The organism is Bradyrhizobium sp. IC3123 (genome assembly GCF_020193625.1).
Classification (GTDB): Bacteria; Pseudomonadota; Alphaproteobacteria; order Rhizobiales; family Xanthobacteraceae; genus Bradyrhizobium; species Bradyrhizobium yuanmingense.
Genome location: NZ_JADYVF010000006.1, coordinates 89,529 through 114,228 on the forward strand (window position 1 = coordinate 89,529; position 24,700 = coordinate 114,228).

Sequence of the window (24,700 nt, forward strand, 5' to 3'; positions counted from 1 at the left end):
GCATCGTTTCTGGTCCCCATCGTGACCGCCCTGCACGAGCAGACGCCGGACGAGAAGCCCGGCGATTGAGCAATGCTTCGGAAATAATAAACGAGACCAACGGAGGAATGACTATGCGCAAGGTGCTTCTGGCGACCTGTCTTGGTTCGGCGGCGGCTCTCGCCGTCGGCAGCGCTTCAGCAAATGACGAGCTGATCAAGATGTCGCAAAACCCGAAAGACTGGGTGATGCCGGCGGGCGACTACGCCAATACCCGCTATTCGAAGCTAAACCAGATCAACGCACAGAATGTCGGGAAACTCCAAGTTGCCTGGACCTTCTCGACCGGCGTACTGCGTGGCCACGAAGGCGGCCCGCTGATCATCGGCAACATGATGTACGTCCATACGCCGTTCCCGAACAAGGTCTACGCCATTGACCTTTCGCAAGAGAACAAGATCGTTTGGAAATACGAGCCGAAGCAGGATCCCAACGTCATCCCCGTTATGTGCTGCGACACCGTCAACCGCGGCCTGTCCTATGGCGACGGCAAGATCATCCTGCATCAGGCCGACACCAACCTCGTCGCGCTCGACGCCAAGACCGGCCAGGTGGCCTGGTCGGCGACCAACGGCAATCCCGCGAAGGGCGAGACCGGCACGTCGTCTGCGCTGGTCGTCAAGGACAAGGTCCTGGTCGGCATCTCCGGCGGCGAGTTCGGCGTGCAGTGCCATGTCACCGCATACGACCTCAAATCCGGCAAGCAGGTCTGGCGCGCCTATTCCACAGGCCCGGATGATCAGATCAAGGTCGATCCGGCGAAGACGACCTCGCTCGGCAAGCCGGTCGGCCCGGACTCTTCGCTGAAGAGCTGGCAGGGCGATCAGTGGAAGATCGGCGGCGGCTGCACCTGGGGCTGGATCTCCTACGATCCCGCTCTGAACCTCGTCTATTACGGGTCGGGCAATCCCTCGACCTGGAACCCGAAGCAACGTCCCGGCGACAACAAATGGTCGATGGCGATCTTCGCCCGCGATGCCGACACCGGCATGGCGAAGTGGGTCTACCAGATGACGCCCCACGACGAATGGGACTATGACGGCGTCAACGAAATGATCCTCAGCGATCAGCAGATCAACGGTCAGAACCGCAAGCTGCTGACGCACTTCGACCGCAACGGCCTCGCCTACACGATGGACCGCGAGAGCGGCGAACTGCTGGTCGCCGAGAAGTACGACCCGAAGGTGAACTGGACCAGCGGCGTCGACATGGACAAGAACTCGCCGACCTACGGCCGTCCCAAGGTCGTCGCACAATACTCGACCGAGCACGGCGGAGAGGACAAGAACACAAAGGGCATCTGCCCGGCCGCGCTCGGCACCAAGGACCAGCAGCCGGCAGCCTACTCGCCGGACACGCAGCTGTTCTACGTTCCGACCAACCACGTCTGCATGGACTATGAGCCGTTCAAGGTGAGCTACACCGCGGGTCAGCCCTATGTGGGTGCGACGCTCTCGATGTATCCGCCGCAGGGCGAAAGCCACATGGGCAACTTCATCGCCTGGGACAACAAGACCGGCAAGATCGTCTGGTCGAACAAGGAGCAGTTCTCGGTCTGGTCGGGTGCGCTCGCAACCGCCGGGGGCGTGGTGTTCTACGGCACGCTCGAAGGCTACCTGAAGGCGGTCGACGCCAAGACCGGCAAGGAGCTCTACAAGTTCAAGACTCCCTCGGGCATCATCGGCAACGTCACCACCTATGAGAACAATGGCAAGCAATACATTGCCATTCTCTCCGGCGTGGGCGGCTGGGCCGGCATCGGACTGGCGGCAGGCCTGACCGACCCGACCGCAGGCCTCGGTGCGGTCGGCGGCTACGCGGCCCTCAGCAACTACACGGCGCTCGGCGGTACCCTGACCGTGTTCTCGCTGCCGAACTAAACCCGTCAGCATCGCTCCGGCGCGTGGATCGCTCCACGCGCCGGCTCGTCTCCACCGAATGCCGACCGAGGAACAATCTCTTGCGTCAAATCTGCTCTGTCATTGCTGTGATGATGATCTTCGTTGTGTCCGGAGGAAGCGCGGTCGCAGAGGGTCCGGGCGACCCGACCGCCGTGAAGAAGGAAGACGACGGAAAGTGGCTCGATAAGGACGGAAACCCGACCTACAAGATTTCGGCCGACGGCACCGTGGACTGGTTCACCTATTCCGGATACCGCCGCTATCATTCGGACTGTCACGTGTGTCACGGCCCCGACGGCATGGGATCGACATACGCGCCGGCGCTGAGGGATTCCGTGAAGTCGATGAGCTACGGCGACTTCCTCGGCGTGGTCGCCTCCGGCCGCAAGAACATCTCGGCCGCGCAGGAGAACGTCATGCCGGCCTTCGGCGACAACCCGAACGTCGCCTGCTACATGGACGATCTCTACGTCTATCTCCGCGCGCGCTCCACCGACGCCTTGGGCCGGCAGCGTCCTGCGAAAAAGGAGGAGAAGACGGAGGCCTATACCCAGGCTGAAGACGCCTGCATGGGCAAGAAATGAACGTTACGAGGGCTGCCAGGACTACTTCTTGGCGCCTGATGAGAATTTGAGGAGCTACCGATGAAGACACGTGCCGCCGTTGCTTTCGAAGCCAAGAAGCCGCTCGAGATCGTCGAGGTCGATCTGGAAGGCCCGAAGGCCGGCGAAGTCCTGGTCGAGATCAAGGCGACGGGCATCTGCCATACCGACGCCTACACGCTCGACGGCTTCGACAGCGAGGGAATCTTCCCGTCGATCCTGGGACATGAGGGAGCCGGCATCATCCGCGAGATCGGCCCCGGCGTGACCTCGGTGAAACCGGGCGATCACGTCATCCCACTCTACACGCCGGAATGCCGGCAGTGCAAAAGCTGCCTCAGCCAGAAAACCAATCTCTGCACCGCGATCCGCGCGACGCAGGGCAAGGGCGTGATGCCCGACGGCACCAGCCGTTTCTCCTACAAGGGCAAGCCGATCTACCACTACATGGGTTGCTCGACCTTCTCGAACTTCACCGTGCTGCCCGAGATCGCGGTCGCCAAGATCCGCGAGGACGCGCCGTTCGACAAGAGCTGCTACATCGGCTGCGGCGTCACCACCGGCGTCGGCGCCGTCGTCAACACCGCCAAGGTGACGCCGGGCTCCAACGTGGTCGTGTTCGGCCTCGGCGGCATCGGCCTCAACGTCATCCAGGGTGCCAAGATGGCCGGCGCCGACAAGATCATCGGCGTCGACATCAACGATTCCAAGGAGGAATGGGGTCGCAGGTTCGGCATGACCGACTTCGTCAACCCGAAGAAGATCACCGGCGACATCGTTCAGCACCTCGTCGGCCTCACCGACGGCGGCGCCGACTACACCTTCGACTGCACCGGCAACACCACCGTGATGCGCCAGGCACTGGAGGCCTGCCATCGCGGCTGGGGCACCTCGATCATCATCGGCGTCGCCGAGGCCGGCAAGGAGATCGCCACCCGCCCGTTCCAGCTCGTCACCGGCCGCAACTGGCGCGGCACGGCCTTCGGCGGCGCGCGCGGGCGCACCGACGTGCCGAAGATCGTCGACTGGTACATGAACGGAAAGATCCAGATCGATCCGATGATCACCCACGTGCTCAAGCTCGAGGAAATCAACAAGGGCTTTGACCTCATGCACGAGGGCAAATCCATCCGTTCAGTCGTCGTGTTCTAGCTCGAAAACGTCACACCAAGGAGGATCGACCATGACTGTTGCACTCCATCCCTCGATTGACAACGGCATCAAGCAAGGCAGCGGCAGCTTCGCCGGCGGCACGCTGGCCTGCAAATGCAGCGACCATCCGGTGAAGGTCGGCATCAAGGGCGACGTCGCCCACAATCACGCCTGCGGCTGCACCAAGTGCTGGAAGCCGCAGGGCGCGACCTTCTCCGTCGTCGCCGTCGTGCCGCGCCAGAACGTCACCGTGCTCGAGAACGGCGACAAGCTCCAGATCGTCGACCCCTCCGCGGTGATCCAGCGTTACGCCTGCAAGGCCTGCGGCACGCACATGTACGGCCGGATCGAGAACAAGAACCATCCGTTCTACGGCCTCGACTTCATCCATCCCGAACTGTTCCAGGAGCAGGGCTCGCAGGCGCCGCAATTCGCCGCCTTCGTTTCCTCCGTGATCGAATCGGGTGTGAAGCCCGAGCAGATGGCCGGCATCCGTTCGCGGCTGAAGGAGATCGGCCTCGAGCCCTATGACTGCCTGTCCCCGCCCCTGATGGACGCGATCGCGACCCATGTCGCGAAGGCCAAAGCCGCTTAGGAAGACTGCCTGGACGCCCGCCTGAACTGGCCGGCCGCCGGATCTTGGCTACACCATCTGGAGCTCGCTGGCGTTCGTTGCCGCCAGCGAGCCTCACGGGTCCCCGCTGCCGGGACCACCGCGGCGCGATGCCGCCGCTTCTGCACCACGCGTGGGTGAGGACCATCGGCTCCTCAGTCCTGGTCTCTGAATGACTGCGCAGGACCGTCCGCTTCCTGCTTGAAGTTCGCGGTGCTCTGCGTTCTCCCTCCCTCGACTGAGGCCTACTGCTTCGTCCGTTCGGTGCAGCCGGCGGACGAAGCTTTTTTCGTTGCGCCCATTTGATGCGCAACGTGGCGGATGACGCGCCCTGCTTTTGACAAACCGTCGATGCAATCTTTTCCCGGTGAGAACACTCGGCTGTGAACGCCGGGTCGGCGCGATCTCTGCTAGGGTCGCGCCGTCACGATGCCGCACGACGTACAATCAATTAAGAAGAAAACGGGAGGTATCGAGCACATCCAGACATCGCTACCTGCGTTCCTGCCTCCCTCCGGGATTTGCTCGCGCGGGACTACGGCGGGATGTGGCGAGACGACGCACGAGCGGTCGCCGACCGGCGTCGGCGGACTTTGAATTTGGCATGCTTATGAAGAGCGAGGCACGATCATGATCAAGGTGAAGATCAACGGCCAGGAACAGAGCTGGGACGGTGACCCGGATCTCCCGCTACTCTGGTTCCTGCGTGACGAGGCCGGTCTCACCGGCACCAAATACGGCTGCGGCCAGGCCCTGTGCGGCTCCTGCACGGTCATCGTCGACAAGCAAGCGGTGCGCGCCTGCATCACGTCCGTCAACGACGTCGCCGGACGCGAGGTCACCACGATCGAAGGCCTGCATCCGAACGGCGATCACCCGGTGCAGAAGGCGTGGCGCCAGGTCAACGTGCCCCAATGCGGCTTCTGCCAGGCCGGCCAGATCATGCAGGCCGCGGCGCTTCTGATGGAGAATCCCAAACCCTCGCACGACCAGATCCGCGAGGCGATGTCCGGCAACATCTGCCGTTGCGGCTGCTATCAGCGCATCGAGAATGCCGTCCATCTCGCATCGACGGGAGTGTGACATGAACTTCATCGACAATCCCCGCAAGCTTCGCGGCTTCGAAAAGCACATCAAGGTCGAGAAGGTGTCGCGCCGCAGCATCCTGAAGGGGCTCGGCGTCACCGGCGGCTTCGTGCTCGCCGCCCCCGTGATGTCGCGCCAGGCGCTCGCCTATGAGACCGGCGCCGGCAAGATGCCGCATGGCGTCGTGGTCGATCCGCGCGTGTTCGTTTCGGTAGGCGCGGATGGCATCGTCACCATCGTCGGGCATCGTTCGGAAATGGGCACCGGCGTGCGCACCAGCCTGCCGCTGATCGTGGCCGAGGAGATGGAGGCCGACTGGTCCAGGGTCAAGGTGCAGCAAGCCCATGGCGACGAGGTCAAGTTCGGCAACCAGGACACCGACGGCTCGCGCAGCACGCGGCATTATCTGATCCCGATGCGCCAGATCGGCGCTTCGGCCCGCACCATGCTGGAGCAGGCCGCGGCCAAGCGCTGGGGCGTGCCGGCGACCGAGGTCAAGGCGGTCAACCACGAGGTCGTGCACAGCGCCAGCGGGCGCAAGCTCGGCTTCGGCGAGCTCGCTGCCGACGCCGCCAAGGAATCGGTGCCCAGCATCGAGGGCCTCAAGCTGAAGGACCCCAAGAACTTCCGTTATCTCGGCAAGGGCCAGATCGGCATCGTCGATCTCCACGACATCACCACCGGCAAGGCGAACTACGGCGCCGACGTGCGGCTGCCCGGCATGAAATATGCCGTGATCGCCCGTCCGCCGGTGACCGGCGGCAAGCTGGTCAAGTTCGAGCCGGCGGAGGCGCTGAAGGTCCCCGGTGTCGAGAAGGTGATGCAGGTGCGCGGCTGGCCGTGGCCCTCGAAATTCCAGCCGCTCGGCGGCGTCGCGGTGATCGCGCGCAACACGGGCGCGGCGATCAAGGGCCGCGACGCGCTGAAGCTGACCTGGGACGACGGTCCCAACGGCAAATACGACTCCGTCGCCTACCGCAAGGAGCTCGAGGAGGCCTCGCGCAAGCCGGGGCTCGTGCTGCGCAAGGAGGGCGATGCGGACGCTGCCCTGAAGAGCGCCGACAAGGTGATCGTCGGCGAATACTACCTTCCGCATCTCGCCCATGTCGCCATGGAGACGCCGGTGGCGGTCGCGGACGTCAAGGGCGACAAGGCCGAGATCTGGGCGCCGGTGCAGAGCCCCGGCGGCACCCGCGAGGACGTCGCCAAGACGCTCGGCATTCCCGAGGCCAACGTCACGGTCAACGTGACGCTGCTCGGCGGCGGGTTCGGACGCAAGTCGAAATGCGACTTTGCGCTCGAAGCCGCGCTGCTCTCGAAGGAGCTCGGCGCGCCGGTGAAGGTGCAGTGGACGCGGGAGGACGACATCCACAACGGCTTCCTGCACACCGTCTCGGTCGAGCGGATCGAGGCCGGCCTCGACAAGAGCGGCAAGGTGATCGCCTGGCGCCACCGCAGCGTGGCTCCCAGCATCGCCTCGACCTTTGCCGCCGGCACGGTGCATCAGGCGCCGTTCGAGATCGGCATGGGCCTGGTCGATATGCCGTTCGAGATCGCGAACATCTCGTGTGAGAACCCGCAAGCCGCGGCGTTCACCCGCATCGGCTGGTTCCGCGCGGTCTCGAACATCCCGCGCGCCTTCGCCGTCCAGTCGATGGTCGGCGAGATCGCGCAGGCAACGGGCCGCGACCAGAAAGACATGCTGCTCGAGCTGATCGGCTCGCCTCGCATCGTCAAGCCCAACGTGAAGGACCTCTGGAATTACGGCGAGCCCCAGGACAGCTACCCGATCGACACCGCGCGCCTGCGCAAGGTGGTCGAGCTGGTCGCCGAGAAGGGCGAATGGGGACGAAAGGTGCCGAAGGGCCACGGTCTCGGCATCGCCGTGCACCGCAGCTTCGTCAGCTACATCGCGACCATCGTCGAGGTCGCCGTCGACGACAAGGGCAAGCTGACGGTGCCGCGGGTCGACACGGCGATCGATTGCGGCACCTATGTCAACCCCGAGCGCATCGCTTCGCAGATCGAGGGCGCGGCGATCATGGGGCTCAGTCTCGCCAAATACGGCGAGATCACCTTCAAGGACGGCAAGGTGCAGCAGAAGAATTTTGACGACTTCCAGGTCGTCAGGATGGACGACTCGCCTGTGGTGACCAATGTTTACATCGTGCCGCCCGGACCCGACACGCCGCCGAGCGGCGTCGGCGAGCCCGGCGTTCCTCCGTTCGCGCCAGCCCTGATCAACGCGATCTTCGCAGCGACGGGAAAACGCATCCGCGCGCTTCCGATCGGCAAGCAATTGGAGGCGTGAGACGGAACCGAAGTGCGAGGCGGAACACAAGCCGCCTCGCGCCGTTTCCATCGATCTGACAGGAGCAGATCGATGACCAACATCTCAAGTGCGCTCGCAGTCTCGCTGTCGGGCGCCTTTCTTTTGACCGCCGCGGGCGCATTCGCCCAGAGCAACACGACGCCGCCGACCACCGCGACGCGCCCCACCGGCCCCGACCAGACTTCGCTGCCGAACGCCAATGCCCCGCCCGCCACCACCAACCAGACCACCGGGCAGCACAATCCGGATCCCAAGATTCGCGAGATGAACCAGAAGGAGAAGGATAAGGTCGAGCGCGAGGGGAAGTAGCTATCTGGCGCTGCGCAAACAAATGCGGCGGATGTTGCCATCCGCCGCATTCGCCACCCCCCGCTGCTCCGCTTCTTTCGATCCGCCCGCGGAGCTATTTCTTCAGCGCGAAGACCCAGACGACGCCGCCCTGCGGCACGTTGGCTTCAATGCCGATATTGTTGGTCACGAGTGCATCCTGGATGCGCTGCGCGTCGACGCCCCAGCCCGACTGGATCGCGATGTATTGCGTGCCGTCGATCTCATATGACACCGGCATGCCGACGATGCCGGAGTTGGTCTTCTGCTCCCACAACAGTTCGCCCGTCTTGGCGTGGAAGGCGCGGAAATAGCGGTCGTTGGTCCCGCCGACGAAGACGAGATCGCCCGCAGTCGCCGTGACCGATCCGAACAGATGCGACTTGGGGAAGTTGTGCTGCCAGACCTTCTTTCCGGTTGCGGGATCCCAGGCCTGCAGCTCGCCAAAATGATCCGCACCCGGCTTTACCTTCAGGCCGATGTCTTCCGGCTTGGTGCCGAGCCAGAGCTCGCCCGGCTTGAGTGGCACTTTCTCGCCGGTAAAGCCGCCGCAGAAATTCTCGTTGGCAGGCACGTAGACGAGGCCGGTCCTCTGGCTGTAGGCCGCCGATGGCCAATCCTTGCCGCCCCACAGCGAGGGACAGAACTCGACGCGCTTGCCGATCACCGGCTTGTGCGCTGGATCCACGATCGGCTTGCCGGTCTCGTCGATGCCCTTCCAGACGTCAGTGAAGACGAACGGCCATCCGGCGACGTAATTGATCTTGGTCGGAGTCCGCTCCAGCACCCAGAAGATCGCGTCGCGGCCGGGATGGACCAAGCTCTTGATGGTGCGGCCGTTGCGTTGCAAATCGATCAGCATCGGCGCGTCGACCTCATCCCAATCCCAGGAATCGTTCTGGTGGTATTGGTGATAGGCCTTGATCTTGCCAGTGTCGGGATCGAGCGCGAGCACCGATGCTGTGTAGAGATTGTCGCCGGGATGCGAGTCGCCGGGCCATGGCGCGGCATTGCCGACACCCCAATAGATCGTCCTGGTCTCCTTGTCGTAATTGCCTGTCATCCAGGCCGACCCGCCGCCGTTTTTCCAGTCGTCGCCTTGCCAGGTGTCATGACCGGGCTCGCCTTCACCGGGGATGGTGTAGGTCCGCCACAACTCTTTTCCCTCCTTGGCATCATAAGCTACGATATAGCCACGCACGCCGAACTCGCCGCCGGAGCCGCCGACAATGACCTTACCGTCGACGATCAAGGGCATCAGGGTGAGGTACTGCCCCTTCCTGTAGTCCTGCACCTTCGTGTCCCACAGCACCTTGCCGGTCTTGGCATCGAGCGCGACCACGTGGTCGTCCGTGGTGGCGAGGTAGAGCTTGTCCTCCCACAGACCAACGCCGCGGTTGGTCGGATGCAGCTGGAACAGATCGTCAGGAAGCTGCCGCTTGTAGCGCCAGTATTCGTCGCCGGTCTTCGCATTCAGCGCGATCACCTGGCCCATTGGGGTCGTCACGAACATCACGCCATTGTTGACGATCGGCGGGGCCTGATGGCCTTCGACCACGCCAGTGGAAAAGGTCCAGACCGGTGTGAGGTTCTTCACGTTGGAGGTGTTGATCTGATCGAGCGGGCTATAGCCGTGCCCGTCATAGGTGCGCCGGTAAAGCATCCAGTTGTGGGGCTCGGGGTTTTCCAGCCGCTGCGCGGTGACCGGAGAATAACTCTCGATCGGCCCCGATAGAGCGGCGGTTGAGGCAAGACACGTGAAGGCGACCAAGCCGGACAGTAACCATTGCTTCCTGATCATGGAAGTTTTCATGGACGTTCCCCTTTTTCATCCGCTTGAATTCTTTTTGTGATTTCTTGTCGTTCGTCCCGTCTTCCGCCCTTCGGCGGTGGCGGCTAGTCGTGAGGCGGGCCCAGCCCGCAACCGTCCATCATCCTGGCTGTGTGCCACCTACCTTTCCCATGAAATTGCCGGCGACGCTGAGCGAACCGTCAGCGAGCGCCAGCGGCAGCGCTGCTAGCCGCCGCGGCGCCGGCCCGAACACGACCTGCGCGCCCGCGCGGGGATCGAATTCGGAGTTGTGGCACATGCACTTGAAAACCTCCTTGTCGCCGACATCGCTCTTCACCCAGGCGGTGACGGGACAGCCGGCATGCGAGCAGATCGCCGAATAGGCGATGATGCCGTCGACGGCGCGCGCGCGGGTCTTCTCGTCGAGGTCGGCGGGATCGAGCTTGATGATCAGGATTTCGTTGAGCCGCGAGGCGCTGCGCACCACCGATGTGGTGGGGTCCTTCGGCCAGGCATGGATCGGCGGTCCACCGACCCGTAGATCAGCCGCAGTGATGAGCTTTCCCTCCTGGTCACCTTCGGAGAAGACGAGCAGATCGCCTTTCTGCGGCCGCTCATCCGAGCCGGGCGGATCCTCACCTGCGCGGGCCCTGGTTGAACAGCCGAGACACGCCGTCGTGGCCATCGCACCGAGCAGCAGGGATCGCCGTGTCTGTTCGGTGCCCGCTTCGACGTCGGGTTCCGTAGCATTTTCGGAAGATGATGAATGGGTATCGAACGATGCGCGAGCCATGCCCGCTAGCAGGCGCTGGAACTCTGCCGAAAACAAGGCGAAGACTTGGCGCCGCAGTGCATCAATATGGCTTTGCTCGCGCTGATTGCGTCGGAGTAAATGCGTTCAAGCGCGTTTTCGCGATTTCTACATGGCGTTGCGCGAATGGCATGATGATTTCGCAGATCAGATCCGATGATGGAGGAATTGCTGCGACGCCACGATGCGATGCGGAATCCCACGCAGGCATCGTGTCCTTCACGACCTGAGCACGTGACGCGGCGAAGCGATGCGGCCCGCAAGTGTTGCCGAGGCCATCTCAAAGCTGTCGGCGATACGACGCGCCTTGTCGATGAAGAGTGCAGCCGCCGCCGGCGGGCAGACCTCGCGCGCGGTCTGCTCGAACAGGTCGAGCCAGCGATCGAAATGGCCGCCGGCCAGGCTGAGCGGCAGGTGTGCCCGCATCGGTGAGCCATGATAGCGGCCGCTCATCAGCACGACCGACGACCAGAAATCCCTGAGCTTGGCGAGATGCTCGTCCCAATTCTGCACGACGCCGAAGACGGGCCCCAACAGCGCGTCCTCGCGCACGCGTCCGTAGAAGCGGGTGACGAGTTCTCCAATCATCTCCTCGGTGATCCCGGTTCGCTCGATCGCATCCTGGGTCAACAGGCTCCGGCGCGCGGCCGCAGCTTCCCGCTCGGCCTTCAGTCGATCCGACATGTCCTTTGCTATCCGTTCAGTTATCCCCGCAGGCCGCCCGTTCGACATTGTCGGGCCTATCGCACGCGGCGTCTTTGTCGCAGCGCAAATTGCGGGATGTGGCGGCGGACGCTGGGCGCCCGCCGCCAATGCCTTCGTCAGGCGGAATAAGTGTAGAAGCCCTGCCCGGTCTTGCGGCCGAGATGGCCGGCATCGACCATCTCTTTCAGCAGCGGCGCTGGCCGATATTTAGGATCGTTGAAGCCCTTGTAAAAGACCTCCATCACCGAAAGCATGGTGTCGAGCCCGACGAGATCGGCAAGTGCGAGCGGCCCGATCGGATGGTTGCAGCCGAGCTTCATGCCCGCGTCGATCTCTTCCGCCGTCGCGATGCCCTCCTGGAGCGCGAAGATCGCCTCGTTGATCATCGGACAGAGGATGCGGTTGACGGCGAAGCCCGGGCTGTTCTTGGCCGTGATCGCCACTTTGCCGACGCGCTTGGCGAAATCCAGCGCCTTGGCATGGGTGTCGTCCGAGGTCTGCAGGCCGCGGATGAGCTCGAGCAGCGCCATCACCGGCACCGGGTTGAAGAAGTGCATGCCGATGAAGCGGTCGGGACGGTCGGTCGCGGCGGCGAGCTTGGTGATCGAGATCGAGGAGGTGTTGGTCGCGACCAGCGTGCGCGGCGACAGGGTGGCGCAGAGATCCTTCAGGATCTTGACCTTGAGCTCCTCGTTCTCGGTCGCGGCCTCGATGACGAGGTCGCAATCCGACAGCTTCGCCCGGTCCGTGGTGCCGGTGATGCGCTTGAGCGTCGCCTCGCGGTCGGCCGCCGACATCTTCTCTTTTTTGACCAGCCGCTCGAGGCTTCCGCCGACGGTCGAAAGGCCGCGGTTCACCGCCGCATCGGAAATATCGACCATTACGACCGAGAGGCCGGCGGCCGCGCAGACCTGCGCGATGCCGTTCCCCATGGTCCCTGCCCCGATGATGCCAACGGTCTGGATCATTGCGTCACATCCTTCATCCTTGCGGGCGCGCCAGTCGCAGCCCGGCTCCATTGTTCCTGCATTAGGGTCTAGCACCGCCATTGGGCCGGCGCGACCCGATCCTGTTCCTTAGCGCATCCGAGGCCGGAAGAAAGCCGCCCGCGGGGCCGGCCAGGTGCCTCGTTGACCGATCATCCTGAGCCCTTCTCCAACGGCTCCGGCGGGGCTGCCCACCCCCTGGCCCCTTGATTATGGCAGCGGCAGCAGCGAGAAGGGCGGCGCGGGGCTACCGCGGAACAGGGGCTTGCCCGAGACCGGATGAACGATTTCGCACGATCCATCGGTGCCGCCTTTGCGCTGATCGGCGACGCCGACACCGAGCTATTGGGCATCGTCGCCCTGTCGTTGCGGGTCAGCCTGACCGCCAGCATCCTGGCGCTCCTGATCGGCGCCCCCTTTGGAGCCCTGCTTGCGATCACCCGCTTCCGGGGACGCCAAATCATCATCATTCTGACCAATGCCCTGCTCGGGCTTCCGCCGGTCGTGGTCGGGCTCGCGCTCTATCTTCTGCTGTCGCGGTCCGGCCCGTTCGGGGCGGCGGGCTTGTTGTTCACGCCGGCCGCCATGGTGATCGCGCAGACGCTACTGGCGACGCCGATCGTGGTGGCGCTGGTGCACCGGCCGGCAAGCCTGTTGTGGGCGGAGTATGGCGACCTGGCGCGGATCGACGGGCTGTCGGCCCTGCGCAGCATGGCCCTGCTGTTCGCGCTCGGCCGGACCTCGTTGCTGACGGCCTTTCTCGCCGCGTTCGGGCGCGCCATTGCGGAAGTCGGTGCCATCATCATCGTCGGTGGCAACATCCGTGGCTTCACCCGCACGATGACGACGGCGATCGCGCTGGAAACCAGCAAAGGCGAGCTGCCGCTGGCGCTCGGACTCGGGCTGATCCTGCTCGCTCTCAGCGTCGCGGTCTCGACCGTCGCCTTCGTCCTAGTTGGGCGCGTTGGGGAAAAATAGCTGCTCGCCGCCGACCTTGTACCCGGCGATCGCTTGCTGCCCTTGCGGCGAAACCAGCCAGTCGACGAAGGCCTGTCCCTCCTTTGCCTTCACGTTCGGATGCTTTGCAGGATTGACCAGCATGACGCCGTACTGGTTGAAGAGCCGCTTGTCACCCTCGGTCAAGATGGCGAGTTCGCCACGGTTCTTGAACGACAGCCAGGTGCCGCGGTCTGACAGGAGGTAGGCGTTCGACGACGAGGCCATGTTCAGCGCCGGGCCCATGCCTTGGCCGATCTCCCGATACCAAATGTCCTTGCCGGCACTGAGGTCGACGCCAGCCTCCTTCCATAGTCTCAGCTCGGCCGCATGCGTGCCGGACTTGTCGCCGCGCGAGATGAACGGCGCCTTTGCGGTCGCAATCTTGCGCAGCGCCTCGGCCACGTCCTTGCTGCCCGAGATCTGCGCCGGATCGCTTTTGGGGCCGATGAGGACGAAGTCGTTGTACATGACGTCGAAGCGCTTCACGCCCTGCCCTTCGGACATGAACCTGTCCTCGGCGGGCCTGTCATGGACGAACACCACGTCGGCATCGCCGCGCCGCCCGATGTCCAGCGCCTGGCCGGTGCCGACGGCGACGACCTTCACGCCGATGCCTTCGGCCTTAGAGAACAGCGGCAGCAGATGACCGAACAGCCCCGACTGTTCCGTCGAGGTGGTTGAAGCCACGGTGATGGTGCGATCCTGTGCGGATGCGATGGTGGACCAGAGCAGAACCGCGATGGTGACAAGCTTCCTCATGCGACGACCTCGGCCAGACAATGACGGCTCTGAATAGCGGCTCGCGAGGATGGCGGGAACCCCAAGCTTCGGATCGCAACGAGAGTTGATGCGGGCGGTGCACCTCGCAGAAAAAGCGCGCCGGCGCGCGCTAGGCACGCCTGCAAAACAAGAAGTGAAAAAACAACCCCATGCACAGTAGCGATGGGGTTGAAAGGCTTGAGCATTTCGGTGTTGCCGAAGACACGCTTGCGGCGTCGGGCAAAACAGGGGTATTATTGCATCATCGGCTGCTGTGCGGGTTGCGTAACTCGGGCGGATGCGCACTGGATGCGCGGATGTTCTGCAATTGGTCCACCCTACATTGACACGGATGTGACGGCCGGGGCAGGTTTTCATATTGCTGACGAATCAGCGATTGCCTCACGCCGAGCACCTCTTGGACAACTCCCAGTGCTTTCGAGACTGATATCGTTGCTGCGCCGCATCCCTGCGGTGAATTGGGCGTTTTCCCGACTCCGGCCTGTGCCGCACAGCGGCAACATTGAGGTCGCGCCGACCGCCACGGACGCTTCGCCCGCCATCATCGAAGACGTCGAGGTCCGGGCTCAAGCTCCAAGCGCCGAGATCAGCACCGCCCCGGTGCGCGACGACGCTGCCCCCGGCACCAAGGCTCTGGTCGCGGAGAACGATGCGGCTGTGTCTGTCGTCGCGGAGAATCCGTCCGACGAAATCCGTATCAGCGGGGACGCCTCTCCGGAGACCGTGACGGAAATCGAGGCGCCCGCGACGCCGCCAGTCTCCGAGGAGGTGCTGACTGCATCGGTCGGTGCGGAGAGCGGGCCAGTTGCAGCCTCTGATCTCGCCATCGTTGACGACGATGCATCGCCTGCTGAGATTCCTGCAGAGATCGACTCCGCCGTCATAGAGCAGGTTGTGATTTCGTCAGCGGACGTCACGACCGCCTTGACTGATGTCCCTGATGTCATCATCGAGGCAGCCTCCTCGCCCGACGTTTCCGCCGCCGTCGATCCGGTCGCTGTCGAAGAAGTCGAGCTTCTCCGCGCCGAGGCCGATAGCGTCACGACTGATGCCTCTGAAGCCAGCGCCGACAGCGAACCGGCGCCCGTTGTCGAAAGCCCGCAAGTCCCTACAAACGATGTTCCGCTCGCTGCGGCAACTAACGACTCCTTGAGCGGCGTCACCGCCATCGAGCCGGTTCAGCCTCTCGCGTCTCCCCCTTCCGAGCTCCGCCGCGTACCGAAAGTTCGCGCGAGAGCCGCAGAGCCCGCCGACCGCGCCGCGCTGATCCGGCAGCGCTGGGCGGAGAGCGGAATCAGGATGTGGAATCCGCGGCTGCACGGCACCGGCGAAGCCGCGCTGAACATCCAGGGAAGCATCGGGCTGCTGCCCCCGGCACCCGGCGAGACAATGCCGCGCTACGACAAGCTGGAATTCAGGATGCTCGGCGGACAGATCGTCTGTGAGGGCGTGATCGTCGAGGCACCGGTTCAGGCGAGCCATCGGAGCTTCACGCAGCTTGCCGAGCCGCGGACCAGCGAGCGCGTCCGCGAACCGGCGCGCGAGCGCCAGGCCGTCCTCGCCTGATCCGACCGTGGCCATGTGCTAGGCTGATGTCGCGCATGGGCGATAGCAGGCGGTAGCTGCAGCGATTTCGGGCGACCTCTGCCTGAGACGTGCGCACGCTGCGGCCGGATATCCTTAACGGGACCTCACCAATGCACGCGATCGGAAAATCGTAAGGCAGCGCGCAACCAGTGCTGGCCTGCCCGGGCCAGAATTGATCTAACGGGCCCTTTACCCCTGCCGTGCAAGATTGCCCACGTTTTTCAGGGGATCTGGGGCTCGTATTGCAATGCCTGTTGCCGATTTGAAATCTCATCTTGCCGCCGCGATGCGATTGTTTCGCGTTCCCGCCGACAATCCGGACCTGACGCGGGCGCAGTTCGACGCCTTCTCCAAGCAGATCCCGCTGCTCTACTTCATCCTCATCAGCAACACGATTGCGGTCGCCTACACCTATGTGAACGTGGCGCCGGACTGGCTGACGATGATCGTGCCGGCCGTGCTGACGGTGCTCGCGGCCTTACGGACTTTCTGGTGGCTGCGCCAGCGCCGGCTGGTGCGCAGCGATGCCGACATCCTGCGCAATCTGCGCGCCACCAACTGGCTGACCCTGCCGATCGGTGCCGGCTTCACCGCCTGGTCCTTCGCGCTCTACCCCTACGGCGATCCCTTCGCCAAGAGCCAGGTCGCGTTCTACATGGCGGTCACCGTGATCGGCTGCATCTTCTCGCTGATGCATCTGCGCTCGGCGGCGCTGATCGTGACGCTGATCGTCGACGTGCCCTATGTGCTGTTCTTCTTCGCCACGGGCGAGCCGACGCTGAAGGCGATCGCGGTCAACAACCTCCTGGTTTCCGCCGCGATGGTGACGGTGCTGTTCATCTACTATCGCGACTTCGCCGATCTCGTCGCCAGCCGCAAGTCGCTGCTCTCGCAACAGGCGGCGACGCAGGCGCTCTCTGACCAGAACTTCCGCCTTGCCAATCTCGATTCACTCACCGAGCTGCCGAACCGCCGCCGCTTCTTCGCCGAGCTGTCGAGCGCCTTCACCGATGCCGAACGCAGGAAAGTTCGGATCGCGGTCGGCATCATCGATCTCGACGGTTTCAAGCCGATCAACGACAATTACGGCCATTCGGTGGGAGACCGCGTCCTGATCGAGGCCGGCCGGCGCATCCGCGAGGTCTGCGAGAGTTTTGGTCCGCAACGGGTCGAATTCGCCCGATTAGGCGGCGACGAGTTCGGCCTGGTCGTTTGCGGCGACCCCGACGATGCGGACCTGCTGCGGCTGGGCCAGCGCATCGGTGACCAGGTCAGACTTCCCTATCAGCTCGACACTGCCCATACCGGGCTGTCCTGCTCGATCGGCTTTGCCTCGTTTCCCCAATCGGCAACGACCGCGGAAGCACTCTATGAATGTGCCGACTATTCGCTCTATCATGCCAAGCGCCATCTGCGCGGCCGCACCGTGATCTTCTCGAGCGAGCTCGAGGCCGAGATCCGCAGTCGCGGAGTCATCGAGAATCTGCTGCGCACCGCCGATTTCGGCACCGAGATGGACCTGGTGTTCCAGCCGATCGTCGATGCCATGAGCGAGCACACCGCCGGCTTCGAGGTTCTCGCGCGCTGGCGCAGCGCCCGCCTCGGCCTGGTCTCCCCGGCCGATTTCATTCCGGCCGCCGAGCGCATCGGACTGATCCGGCCGCTGACGCAAGCGCTGCTCGTGCGCGCGCTCGCCATCGCCAGGACATGGCCCGATCACATCCGCCTGTCGTTCAATCTCTCAGCCCACGATGTCTGTGCGGCGGAGGGCATCCTGCCGCTGATCTCGATCATCGAGAAGAGCGGGCTGCCGCCGCGCCGGATCGATTTCGAGATCACCGAGACCGCCGTCACCTTCGACTTCGTCCGCGCACAGCAATCGATCGCAACGCTGAAGGCAATGGGCTGCGGCATTTCGCTGGACGATTTCGGCACCGGCTATTCGTCGCTGAGCCACGTGCACCGGCTGCCGCTCGACAAGATCAAGGTCGACCGCAGCTTCGTTTCCGACATCAACGAGAATCCCGTCAGCCACAAGATCATCAAATCGCTCACCGGTCTCTGCGACGACATGGAGATCGCCTGCGTCGTCGAGGGCGTCGAGACGCGTGCTCAGCTCGACACCCTGCGCCGCCTGGGATGCGACTTCATCCAGGGTTACTATTTCGCCAAGCCCATGCCGGCCGATGCGATTGGCGACCATCTTGCGAAGGAGAGCCGGCGCCTCGACGGCACCGGGACCAAGGTCGTGGCCTAAAGCGCGATGCGCACTTTAGGTTATTGTTTGAGCATAATCTTTTCGGAAAACCGCTACGCACTTTTCCGGATCATGCTCTAAAGCCTCGTCTACTCCGCCAGACTCGGCAGATCGAGCCCCTTGTCGCGCGCGCACTCGATCGCGATGTCGTAGCCTGCATCGGCGTGGCGCATGACGCCGGTGGCGGGATCGTTCCACAGCACGCGCTCGATCCGCTTCGCAGCCTCGGGCGTGCCGTCGGCGACGATCACCATGCCCGCGTGCTGCGAATAGCCGATGCCGACGCCGCCGCCATGATGCAGCGACACCCAGGTCGCTCCGCTGGCGCAATTGAGCAGCGCATTGAGCAGCGGCCAATCGGACACCGCATCCGATCCGTCCTTCATCGCCTCGGTCTCGCGGTTGGGGCTCGCCACCGAGCCGCTGTCGAGATGATCGCGGCCGATCACGATCGGCGCTTTCAATTCGCCACGCGCCACCATCTCGTTGAAGGCAAGACCGAGGCGATGGCGATCGCCGAGGCCGACCCAGCAGATGCGTGCCGGCAGGCCCTGGAATTTGATGCGCGCCTTTGCCATGTCGAGCCAATTGTGCAGATGCTTGTCGTCAGGCATCAGCTCCTTGACCTTGACATCGGTCTTGAAGATGTCCTCGGGATCGCCCGACAGCGCGGCCCAGCGGAATGGCCCGACGCCGCGACAGAACAGGGGGCGGATATAGGCGGGCACGAAGCCGGGGAAATCGAAGGCGTTCTTCAGGCCCATGTCCTGTGCCATCTGGCGGATGTTGTTGCCGTAGTCGAGCGTCGGAATGCCCTGGGCATGGAAATCCAGCATGGCCTGGACATGCTCGACCATCGACGTCTTCGAGGCGCGCTCCACTGCCTTCGGATCGGACGCGCGCTTGGCTTCCCATTCGGCAAGCGTCCAGCCCTTCGGCAAGTAGCCGTTGATGGGATCGTGCGCGCTGGTCTGGTCGGTGACGATGTCGGGCTTGACGCCGCGGCGCACCAGCTCAGGGAAGATCTCCGCGGCGTTGCCGAGCAGGCCGACCGAGACCGCCTTGTTCGTCTTCGCGGCGTCCGCCATGATCGCGAGCGCTTCATCAAGCGTTGCGGCTTGCCGGTCGAGATAGCCGGTCCGCAGGCGCATCTCGATGCGGCTCGGCTGGCATTCGACCGCAAGCATCGAAGCGCCGGCCATGGTCGCCGCCAGCGGCTGCGCGCCGCCCATGCCTCCCAAGCCGGCCGTGAGAATCCATTTACCGGCGAGGCTGCCGCCGTAATGACGCCGACCGACCTCGACGAACGTTTCATAGGTGCCCTGCACGATGCCCTGGCTGCCGATATAGATCCAGGAGCCCGCCGTCATCTGGCCGTACATCATCAGGCCCTGGCGATCGAGCTCGTTGAAATGATCGAGCGTCGCCCAATGCGGCACGATGTTGGAATTCGCGATCAGCACGCGCGGTGCATCGGCATGGGTGCGGAACACGCCGACCGGCTTGCCGGACTGCACCAGCAGCGTCTGGTCGGCCTCGAGCTTGCGCAAGGCCGCAACGATCCGGTCAAAACTCTCCCAGTCGCGCGCGGCGCGGCCGATGCCGCCATAGACGACAAGCTCGCTCGGGCGCTCCGCGACGTCAGGATCGAGATTGTTCATCAGCATGCGCAGCGGCGCTTCGGTCGACCAGCTCTTGGCGCTGATGTCGCTGCCGCGGGGAGCGCGGATGGTGCGGTCATTGTCCAGACGGCGGTTCATGCGGACCTCTTCAGACGAGTCTCGGAAACGGATCGGTGGGAAGCTGGGCGAGCGCGGCAGCTGGAAGCGCATCGGCTTCGATCAATGCAGCGGCCTTGGCGAGATCGCCGGCCATGTAGCGATCGGCACCCAGTGCGGGCACCTGCTCACGCAACGCGGCAATGACGGCGACCAGCGGCGCACTGGTTGCATGCGGCGCGCGCAGCGTGATGCCTTGGGCAGCGACCAGAAGCTCGATGCCGAGGATGGCGGCGAGATTGTCGGCCATGTCGGACAGGCGCCGCGCGGCATGCGCGGCCATCGAGACATGGTCTTCCTGGTTGGCGCTGGTCGGCGTCGAGTCGATCGAGCAGGCGAGCGCGCGCTGCTTGTTCTCGGCATAGAGTGCGGCCGCCGTCACCTCGGCGATCATGAAGCCGGAATTGATGCCGGGATCGGGGGTGAGGAACGGCGGCAGGCCGAAATTGAGCGCGGGATCGACCAGCGTCGCGATGCGCCGCTCGCTGATCGCGCCGATTTCCGACAGCGCCAGCGCGATGGCATCTGCGGCAAACGCCACCGGCTCGGCGTGGAAATTGCCGCCGGAGACGATCTCCCCGGTCTCGACCAGCACCAGCGGGTTATCGGTGACGGCATTGGCCTCCACGATCAGCGTGCGCGCGGCCTGCGTGATCAGATCGAGCGCGGCACCCGCAACCTGTGGCTGGCAGCGCAGGCAATAGGGATCCTGCACGCGTTCATCGCCCTCGAGATGCGACAGCCGGATGTCGCTGCCGTCGAGCAACGCATTCAGCGTCGCAGCCGCCGCGATCTGGCCGGCATGGCCGCGCAGCGCCTGGATTTCGGGGCGGAACGGTGCCGTCGAGGCCATCGCCGCATCCACCGACAGTGCACCGGTCACCAGTGCGGCGCGGGCGAGGCGATATGCACGCAGCACGCCCGATAGCGCGTAGGCGGTCGAGAATTGCGTGCCGTTGATCAGCGCGAGGCCTTCCTTGGGCCCAAGCGTCAGCGGCGTGAGGCCGGCGGCCGCAAGTGCCTCGCTGCCGGATACAGTCTTGCCATCGATGATCGCCTGCCCTTGGCCGATCATCACGGCCGTCATATGCGCAAGCGGTGCCAGATCGCCGGAGGCGCCGACCGAGCCCTGCTGCGGCACCAGCGGATAGACGCCACGGGCCAGCATGTCCTGCAACTGCTCGATCACCGCGCGGCGCACGCCGGAAGCGCCGCGGCCGAGCGAGACGATCTTCAGCGCCATCATCAGGCGGACGATGGGCTCCGGCGTCGGCTGGCCGACGCCGCAGCAATGCGAGACGATCAGGTTGCGCTGAAGCAGCGCGGTCTGGTCCGGCGGAATGCGCTTCGACGCGAGCTTCCCGAAGCCGGTGTTGATGCCGTAGACGGGGACGTCGGCCTGCGCGGCCTGCGCAACGATCAGCGCAGCCGCATCGACACGCGGCCAGAACGAAGGATCGAGCAAGACGGGAGCACCTTCGAGCACGCGCGCGAGATCGTCGAGGCTCACTGTTCCCGGCTTGACGACGATCGCTGTCTCCTGCTCCGTCATTGCCCCCTCCATACCCGCTTGTGCAGCGGATTGAAGCCGATGCGGTAGACCAGTTCGGCCGGCCGCTCGATCTCCCAGATCGCGAGGTCGCACCATTTGCCGGCATCCTGTGTGCCGGTCTCATGCAGGAGGCCGAGCGCCCGCGCGCCTTCACGGGTGACGCCGGCGAGGCACTCGGCCACATTCATCCGGAACAATGTCGCGCCCATGTTCATCGCGAGCAGCAGCGAGGTCAGTGGCGAGCTGCCGGGATTGCAGTCGGTCGCCAGCGCCATGGGAACGTTGTGCTTGCGGAACGTCTCGACCGGCGGCTTCTGCGTCTCGCGAATGAAGTAGAACGCGCCCGGCAGCAGCACGGCGACAGTGCCGGCCCTCGCCATGGCGGCGGCACCGGCTTCATCTGTATGCTCGAGATGATCGGCCGAGAGTGCCGAGAATTTCGCGGCAAGCGCGGCGCCGCCGAGATTCGAGAGCTGGTCGGCATGGAGCTTGACTGGCAGTCCAAGTCCCCTCGCCGTTTCGAACACCCGCGCGGTCTGCTCGGCGGAGAATGCGATGCCCTCCATGAAGGCATCGACGGCATCGGCGAGGCCCGCTTTTGCGACCGCCGGCAGCATCTCCTTGCAGACGAGATCGATGTAACTATCCTTGTCGCCACCCGCCTCGACCGGCAGCGCATGCGCACCCAAGAACGACGTGCGGATCGTAACAGGCCGCTCACGGCCGAGGCTGCGCGCAGCCGCGAGCTGGCGCATCTCGGTTTCTGTGTCGAGGCCGTAGCCGGACTTGATCTCGACCGTAGTGGCGCCCTCAGCCGTCAGCGCGTCGAGCCGCGGCAGCGCGCCTGCGACGAGCTCGGCTTCGCTCGCCTGGCGCGTTGCCGCCACGGTCGAGACGATGCCACCGCCGGCGCGCGCGATCTCCTCGTAGCTCGCCCCCTTCAGGCGCAGCTCGAATTCATGCGCGCGGTTGCCGCCATAGACCAGATGGGTATGGCAGTCGACGAGACCAGGCGTGATCCAGCGCCCCTTGCAATCGATCCGCTCGATAGCGTCTGCATCGGCGGGAAAATCCGCTTTCGCGCCCGCATAGGCGATGCGACCGCCGCGTGCGGCGATGACACCATGCTCGATCTCGCCAAGATCGGGACGATCGACCCGCATCGTCGCGAGGCGGGCATTGTGCCAGATCCGGTCGAAGCGCTCTGCCATGCGGGTATCCCTTCGCCCTGGGGATGCTTGACTTATATGTCTAGACATATAATCGTAAGGCGGTTCTGTCCAGCCGGCGTGTAGATCATGACCCGACTGCATTTCGCTTCCGCGCTCCTGCCTTCCGGCTGGGCCAATGACGTGCAGGTGGTGATCGCCGCCGGCGCGATCGCCGCGGTGACGCCGGGCGTGGCGCCGTCCGCCGGCGACGAGCGCCATGCTATCGCGCTTCCCGGACTTGCGAGCCTGCACAGCCACGCCTTCCAGCGCGGCATGGCAGGCCTTGCCGAATTGCGCGGCGATTCCACCGACACGTTCTGGACCTGGCGCGAGACGATGTATCGCTTTGCGCTGGCGATGACGCCTGACGACGTCGCGGCTGTGGCGACGCTGCTCTATGTCGAGATGCTCGAGCAGGGTTTTACCCGCGTCGGCGAATTCCACTATCTGCACCACGACCGCGACGGCTCGCCCTACGCTGACCCCGCCGAGATGGCCACGCGGATTGCACAGGCGGCCGAAGCCTCGGGCATTGCGCTGACGTTGTTGCCGACTTTCTATGCGCATGGCTCGTTTGGAGGCGCAGCGCCGCATGCCGGGCAGCGCCGCTTCATCTGCTCGGTCGATCAGTTCGCCGCATTGATGACGGCCTCGCGCCAGGCGATCAGCGCCTTGCCCGGCGCCAATATCGGCATCGCTCCGCACAGTTTGCGCGCGGTCACGCCGGACGATCTCGCCGCGATCCTTCCGCTCGCCGAGGGCGGGCCGGTGCACATCCATGCCGCCGAGCAGGTGAAGGAGGTCGAGGATTGCCTCGCCTGGTCGGGCCGGCGTCCGGTGCAATGGCTGCTGGAGCACGCGCCTGTCGATCGGCGCTGGTGCCTCATTCACGCGACCCACATGACGAGTGAGGAAGTGACGGCTTTCGCCAAGACGGGCGCGGTCGCCGGCCTTTGCCCGATCACGGAGGCGAGCCTCGGCGACGGCACTTTCTCGGCGCGGGAGTTTGTCGACGCCGGCGGCTTTTTCGGCGTCGGTACCGATTCCAACGTGTTGATCGGCGCCGCAGACGAGTTGCGCCAGCTCGAATACGGCCAGCGGCTCAAGCACCGCCAGCGCAACGTCCTCTCCGGCGGCGCAGGTCGCTCTACGGGACGCTCGCTGTTCGACGGGGCGCTCGCCGGCGGCGCGCGGGCGCTGGCGCAGCCGACGGTCGGCCTCACACCCGGCGCGCGCGCCGATATCGTCACGCTCGACACGGCGCATCCATCGCTGGCGGGACGCGCGCAGGATGCCGTCATCGACGGCTGGATTTTTTCTGCCGGCGGCGCCGCCATCGATTGCGTCTGGGCCGGGGGCAACAAGGTGGTCGAGCGCGGTCAGCATGGATTGCGCCAAGCCGCACGCGAGCGCTTCAACGCATCGATGCGGAGGCTCGTTGCATGAGCCTCGTCACCGATGCCGACAAGCCGACGCTCTACAAGCGCATCCGCGCCGACATCGAGCAGCGCATCCTGACCGGCGAATGGCCGCCCGGACATCGTATTCCCTTCGAGCATGAGCTGGTGGCGCGCTATGGCTGCTCGCGCATGACCGTGAACAAGGCGCTGTCTGAGCTGGCGCAGGCCGATCTGATCGAGCGGCGCCGGCGCGCCGGCTCGTTCGTGCGACGGCCGCAGCATCAGTCGGCGGTGCTCAAGATCGCCGACATCCGCGCCGAGATCACCGCGCTCGGGCGCAGTTACGGCTACGAGCTGATCGGCCGCAAGCTGCGCGCGGCGACGGCTGCCGACCGCGACCGGCTCGGCGTGAAGAAGGCCGGCAAGGTGGTCGCGATCACCTGCCGGCACAGCGCCGACAAGGTCCCGTTCGCGGTCGAGGACAGGCTGATCGACCTCTCGTCTGTGCCCAATGCTGCGACCGCGGATTTTTCGCGCGAGCCGCCCGGCTCGTGGCTGCTTCACCATGTCCCATGGACCGAGGCCGAGCACACGATCAGCGCCATCGTTGCTGACGACCGCGCGGCGGAAGCGCTCGCGATCGCCGTCGGCGCCCCCTGTCTCGTGATCGACCGCTATACCTGGCGCAGCGCACGCACGATCACCGCCGTGCGCCTGCTCTATCCCGGTGACTCACACCGCCTTGTCGCGCGATTCAAGGGAGGCTGAGAGGATATGTCGGCACAAATCG

General features: G+C 64.6%; 20 protein-coding genes. 12 read left to right on the forward strand and 8 right to left on the reverse strand.

Translation table 11 applies throughout. The features are described from left to right. The first annotated feature begins 113 nt into the window (after positions 1–113). The 7 genes from xoxF5 to I6F20_RS21085 all read left to right on the forward strand — a co-directional run bounded on the left by xoxF5 (position 114) and on the right by I6F20_RS21085 (position 8,034). A complete protein-coding gene (gene xoxF5 / locus I6F20_RS21055; RefSeq protein WP_036029357.1) occupies positions 114–1,919 on the forward strand; it encodes a lanthanide-dependent methanol dehydrogenase XoxF5 in 1,806 nt (601 codons plus the stop codon). A 113-nt stretch (positions 1,920–2,032) separates the two neighbouring features. After that, positions 2,033–2,524, forward strand: a complete 492-nt coding sequence (locus tag I6F20_RS21060) for a c-type cytochrome, methanol metabolism-related (RefSeq protein WP_036007993.1) — start codon at positions 2,033–2,035, stop codon at positions 2,522–2,524. 60 nt (positions 2,525–2,584) lie between these two features. Beyond that, positions 2,585–3,694 (forward strand): S-(hydroxymethyl)glutathione dehydrogenase/class III alcohol dehydrogenase, encoded by a 1,110-nt coding sequence (locus I6F20_RS21065; protein ID WP_027574628.1) that lies wholly within the window; start codon positions 2,585–2,587, stop codon positions 3,692–3,694. A gap of 31 nt (positions 3,695–3,725) precedes the next feature. After that, positions 3,726–4,289, forward strand: coding sequence for an S-(hydroxymethyl)glutathione synthase (gene gfa / locus I6F20_RS21070; RefSeq protein ID WP_036007953.1), 564 nt, complete (start codon positions 3,726–3,728; stop codon positions 4,287–4,289). Between the two features lie 648 nt (positions 4,290–4,937). Then, complete coding sequence (locus I6F20_RS21075; RefSeq protein ID WP_024342565.1) at positions 4,938–5,390, forward strand: (2Fe-2S)-binding protein; 453 nt, start codon at positions 4,938–4,940, stop codon at positions 5,388–5,390. A 1-nt stretch (position 5,391) separates the two neighbouring features. Continuing rightward, complete coding sequence (locus I6F20_RS21080; protein WP_225127673.1) at positions 5,392–7,704, forward strand: xanthine dehydrogenase family protein molybdopterin-binding subunit; 2,313 nt, start codon at positions 5,392–5,394, stop codon at positions 7,702–7,704. A gap of 72 nt (positions 7,705–7,776) precedes the next feature. Next, positions 7,777–8,034, forward strand: coding sequence for a hypothetical protein (locus I6F20_RS21085; protein ID WP_225127674.1), 258 nt, complete (start codon positions 7,777–7,779; stop codon positions 8,032–8,034). Between the two features lie 94 nt (positions 8,035–8,128). Here I6F20_RS21085 and I6F20_RS21090 read toward each other — a convergent pair whose 3' ends face one another. From I6F20_RS21090 to I6F20_RS21105, 4 genes are all read right to left on the reverse strand, one after another. Then, positions 8,129–9,853: a methanol/ethanol family PQQ-dependent dehydrogenase gene (locus I6F20_RS21090; RefSeq protein ID WP_085972394.1), complete on the reverse strand. Its 1,725-nt coding sequence runs from the start codon at positions 9,851–9,853 to the stop codon at positions 8,129–8,131. Between the two features lie 130 nt (positions 9,854–9,983). Beyond that, on the reverse strand, positions 9,984–10,637 hold the full coding sequence (locus tag I6F20_RS21095; protein ID WP_036007969.1) for a QcrA and Rieske domain-containing protein: 654 nt from the start codon (positions 10,635–10,637) through the stop codon (positions 9,984–9,986). Between the two features lie 237 nt (positions 10,638–10,874). Beyond that, the gene (locus tag I6F20_RS21100; RefSeq protein WP_036029348.1) at positions 10,875–11,339 is read right to left on the reverse strand and encodes a group III truncated hemoglobin; all 465 of its coding nucleotides are present in this window, start codon (positions 11,337–11,339) and stop codon (positions 10,875–10,877) included. Between the two features lie 137 nt (positions 11,340–11,476). Further along, positions 11,477–12,328 carry a 3-hydroxybutyryl-CoA dehydrogenase gene (locus I6F20_RS21105; RefSeq protein WP_036007996.1) on the reverse strand — a complete coding sequence of 284 codons (852 nt, stop codon included), beginning with the start codon at positions 12,326–12,328 and terminating at the stop codon, positions 11,477–11,479. Between the two features lie 297 nt (positions 12,329–12,625). Here I6F20_RS21105 and I6F20_RS21110 point away from each other — a divergent pair, with 297 nt between their 5' ends. Then, positions 12,626–13,324, forward strand: coding sequence for an ABC transporter permease (locus I6F20_RS21110; protein ID WP_036007971.1), 699 nt, complete (start codon positions 12,626–12,628; stop codon positions 13,322–13,324). On the opposite strand, the gene I6F20_RS21115 is transcribed toward I6F20_RS21110, so the two are convergent. Then, positions 13,298–14,104: an ABC transporter substrate-binding protein gene (locus tag I6F20_RS21115; protein ID WP_225127675.1), complete on the reverse strand. Its 807-nt coding sequence runs from the start codon at positions 14,102–14,104 to the stop codon at positions 13,298–13,300. The two genes, I6F20_RS21110 and I6F20_RS21115, sit on opposite strands and share 27 nt — an antisense overlap. Positions 14,105–14,557: 453 nt before the next feature. On the opposite strand from I6F20_RS21115, the gene I6F20_RS21120 reads away from it, so the two are divergent. Further along, complete coding sequence (locus tag I6F20_RS21120) at positions 14,558–15,691, forward strand: hypothetical protein (RefSeq protein ID WP_225127676.1); 1,134 nt, start codon at positions 14,558–14,560, stop codon at positions 15,689–15,691. A 268-nt stretch (positions 15,692–15,959) separates the two neighbouring features. Further along, on the forward strand, positions 15,960–17,969 hold the full coding sequence (locus tag I6F20_RS21125) for a putative bifunctional diguanylate cyclase/phosphodiesterase (RefSeq protein WP_225127677.1): 2,010 nt from the start codon (positions 15,960–15,962) through the stop codon (positions 17,967–17,969). A gap of 89 nt (positions 17,970–18,058) precedes the next feature. Here the strand turns inward: I6F20_RS21125 and hutU are convergent, their stop codons facing one another. Genes hutU through hutI form a run of 3 tightly spaced genes read right to left on the reverse strand, consistent with a single transcriptional unit; the run spans position 18,059 to position 22,510 of the window. Beyond that, positions 18,059–19,729 carry a urocanate hydratase gene (gene hutU, locus I6F20_RS21130; protein WP_225127678.1) on the reverse strand — a complete coding sequence of 557 codons (1,671 nt, stop codon included), beginning with the start codon at positions 19,727–19,729 and terminating at the stop codon, positions 18,059–18,061. Between the two features lie 10 nt (positions 19,730–19,739). After that, positions 19,740–21,299, reverse strand: a complete 1,560-nt coding sequence (gene hutH, locus I6F20_RS21135; RefSeq protein WP_225127680.1) for a histidine ammonia-lyase — start codon at positions 21,297–21,299, stop codon at positions 19,740–19,742. After that, the gene (hutI, locus tag I6F20_RS21140; protein WP_225127682.1) at positions 21,296–22,510 is read right to left on the reverse strand and encodes an imidazolonepropionase; all 1,215 of its coding nucleotides are present in this window, start codon (positions 22,508–22,510) and stop codon (positions 21,296–21,298) included. The genes hutH and hutI overlap by 4 nt, the downstream gene beginning before the upstream one ends. Positions 22,511–22,597: 87 nt before the next feature. Here hutI and I6F20_RS21145 point away from each other — a divergent pair, with 87 nt between their 5' ends. Both I6F20_RS21145 and hutC read left to right on the forward strand, forming a co-directional pair. Next, on the forward strand, positions 22,598–23,956 hold the full coding sequence (locus tag I6F20_RS21145) for a formimidoylglutamate deiminase (RefSeq protein WP_225127684.1): 1,359 nt from the start codon (positions 22,598–22,600) through the stop codon (positions 23,954–23,956). Next, positions 23,953–24,678, forward strand: coding sequence for a histidine utilization transcriptional repressor HutC (hutC, locus tag I6F20_RS21150; protein WP_225127686.1), 726 nt, complete (start codon positions 23,953–23,955; stop codon positions 24,676–24,678). The genes I6F20_RS21145 and hutC overlap by 4 nt, the downstream gene beginning before the upstream one ends. Positions 24,679–24,700 lie beyond the last annotated feature (22 nt).

Coding starts and splice junctions, on each gene's coding strand:
- xoxF5 (WP_036029357.1), top strand. CDS start 114: ATGCGCAAGGTGCTTCTGGCGACCTGTCTTGGTTCGGCGGCGGCTCTC.
- I6F20_RS21060 (WP_036007993.1), top strand. CDS start 2,033: ATGATCTTCGTTGTGTCCGGAGGAAGCGCGGTCGCAGAGGGTCCGGGC.
- I6F20_RS21065 (WP_027574628.1), top strand. CDS start 2,585: ATGAAGACACGTGCCGCCGTTGCTTTCGAAGCCAAGAAGCCGCTCGAG.
- gfa (WP_036007953.1), top strand. CDS start 3,726: ATGACTGTTGCACTCCATCCCTCGATTGACAACGGCATCAAGCAAGGC.
- I6F20_RS21075 (WP_024342565.1), top strand. CDS start 4,938: ATGATCAAGGTGAAGATCAACGGCCAGGAACAGAGCTGGGACGGTGAC.
- I6F20_RS21080 (WP_225127673.1), top strand. CDS start 5,392: ATGAACTTCATCGACAATCCCCGCAAGCTTCGCGGCTTCGAAAAGCAC.
- I6F20_RS21085 (WP_225127674.1), top strand. CDS start 7,777: ATGACCAACATCTCAAGTGCGCTCGCAGTCTCGCTGTCGGGCGCCTTT.
- I6F20_RS21090 (WP_085972394.1), bottom strand. CDS start 9,853: ATGATCAGGAAGCAATGGTTACTGTCCGGCTTGGTCGCCTTCACGTGT.
- I6F20_RS21095 (WP_036007969.1), bottom strand. CDS start 10,637: ATGGCTCGCGCATCGTTCGATACCCATTCATCATCTTCCGAAAATGCT.
- I6F20_RS21100 (WP_036029348.1), bottom strand. CDS start 11,339: ATGTCGGATCGACTGAAGGCCGAGCGGGAAGCTGCGGCCGCGCGCCGG.
- I6F20_RS21105 (WP_036007996.1), bottom strand. CDS start 12,328: ATGATCCAGACCGTTGGCATCATCGGGGCAGGGACCATGGGGAACGGC.
- I6F20_RS21110 (WP_036007971.1), top strand. CDS start 12,626: ATGAACGATTTCGCACGATCCATCGGTGCCGCCTTTGCGCTGATCGGC.
- I6F20_RS21115 (WP_225127675.1), bottom strand. CDS start 14,104: ATGAGGAAGCTTGTCACCATCGCGGTTCTGCTCTGGTCCACCATCGCA.
- I6F20_RS21125 (WP_225127677.1), top strand. CDS start 15,960: ATGCCTGTTGCCGATTTGAAATCTCATCTTGCCGCCGCGATGCGATTG.
- hutU (WP_225127678.1), bottom strand. CDS start 19,729: ATGAACCGCCGTCTGGACAATGACCGCACCATCCGCGCTCCCCGCGGC.
- hutH (WP_225127680.1), bottom strand. CDS start 21,299: ATGACGGAGCAGGAGACAGCGATCGTCGTCAAGCCGGGAACAGTGAGC.
- hutI (WP_225127682.1), bottom strand. CDS start 22,510: ATGGCAGAGCGCTTCGACCGGATCTGGCACAATGCCCGCCTCGCGACG.
- I6F20_RS21145 (WP_225127684.1), top strand. CDS start 22,598: ATGACCCGACTGCATTTCGCTTCCGCGCTCCTGCCTTCCGGCTGGGCC.
- hutC (WP_225127686.1), top strand. CDS start 23,953: ATGAGCCTCGTCACCGATGCCGACAAGCCGACGCTCTACAAGCGCATC.